The sequence below is a fragment of the Protofrankia sp. CiP1_Cm_nod1 genome, assembly GCF_920888515.1.
Taxonomy (GTDB): domain Bacteria; phylum Actinomycetota; class Actinomycetes; order Frankiales; family Frankiaceae; genus Protofrankia.
The window spans coordinates 1-1,270 of sequence record NZ_CAKKTM010000368.1 but is presented as its reverse complement, the minus strand read 5'-3'; the positions used below and the strand labels follow the sequence as shown (position 1 = coordinate 1,270).

General features: G+C 73.0%; 1 protein-coding gene and 1 pseudogene. Both read left to right on the top strand.

Annotated features, from left to right (window positions below; translation table 11 throughout):
- A partial coding sequence (locus tag NBX02_RS16540) for a tetratricopeptide repeat protein (protein ID WP_250287412.1) occupies positions 1–353 on the top strand: 353 nt, incomplete at its 5' end.
- 600 nt (positions 354–953) lie between these two features.
- Positions 954–1,270: pseudogene (locus NBX02_RS16535) on the top strand (hypothetical protein); the annotation flags it as partial.

The window sequence follows — 1,270 nt, the reverse complement described above, 5'->3', positions numbered from 1 at the left end:
ACACCCTGGCCTCGGCGCACAGTCTCGCCGACGCCCTGTCCGGGTTGGGGGATTATCCGGCTGCCCGTGCCCTGTGCGAGGACACGCTCGCCCGCCGGCGGCGGATCCTCGGTGACGACCACCCCGACACTCTGGCCTCGGCGCGCAGTCTCGCCGGCGTCCTGCGCGTCGTCGGGGAAGAGGAGAAGGCGCGGGATCTGTACCGAGAGGTCTGGCAACGCCGCCGGCGTGTCCTCGGCCCTACCCACCCCCGCACTCTCGACACCGGCCGGAAACTCGATCTCCTACTTGAGCAGCTCGGTCAGCCTCCCGAAGCCCAGGTCGATGTGCGGCGACCGGCCGGCCCTTGGTGAGCCGGCCGCCACGAGCGGCCGGAAGACGTGATCGGCGCCTGCGTCGCGGTCGGCCTGAGGAAGACCGGCGCGAGTTTGTCGCTGGGTACGCTCACCGGGCCGGAAAGCGTACGCGACGACAAAGTCGTGCGGATCATGCTTCCGGTGGCTGGCCGGTGGCTGGCCGGTGGCTGGCCGGTGGCTGGCCGGTGGCTGGCCGGTGGCTGGCCGGTGGCTGGCCGGTGGGTGATGGACGGCGGGCGGCGATATCGAGGTTGGAGTGCCAGGGTGAAACGCCCGTCCCGGCCGGCAGGTGTGGGCGTTTCACCCACCCCGGTCGGGGTGCGTGAACGGCGTGGGCCGGATTCCGGATTCCGACCCGCGGGTTGGGCGTCCGTGGGTGGGTTGTTTACTGGCGTTGGCGGGGAGATCGGGCGAGCCTCGGCGGTTCGGAGCGAGTTTGTAACTGTTCCTTGTCGAGGGGACTCGTATCCGTAACGGCTGGCGCATACCGTGGTCGCGGCGGCCCGGATCCGGCGGATTTGGGGTTATCGCGTCTCGTGGACGATTCCGGCCGGGGCCGGTGCGGCCCGCCACGGGAGGGGGAGGCGGTGGTGAGCGGTGACGACCGCGCGAAGGCGTGACGAAGACGGCCCCGGGCCGGATGCCGCCCGCCGGCCGGGCGGGTACGGGGAGCCGGACGGGCCCTGGAACGTCCACGAGGATGCCGACAACCGGGCCGACATCCAGGATGACCGGCCCGGGATCCTCGCCGCCGAGGACATGTTCCCCGCCGCGGATCTCGGTGACGCCAGGCCGGTTTCCCTGCTCGGCCTGCGCATGCCCGACCTGGAGGGCGAGCGCGACGCGACCGTCAGCCGCCGGGCCGGCCGCCCGCGGCCCGGCGGCGGCCGTGGGGACGGCGGCCCCCGCGCCTG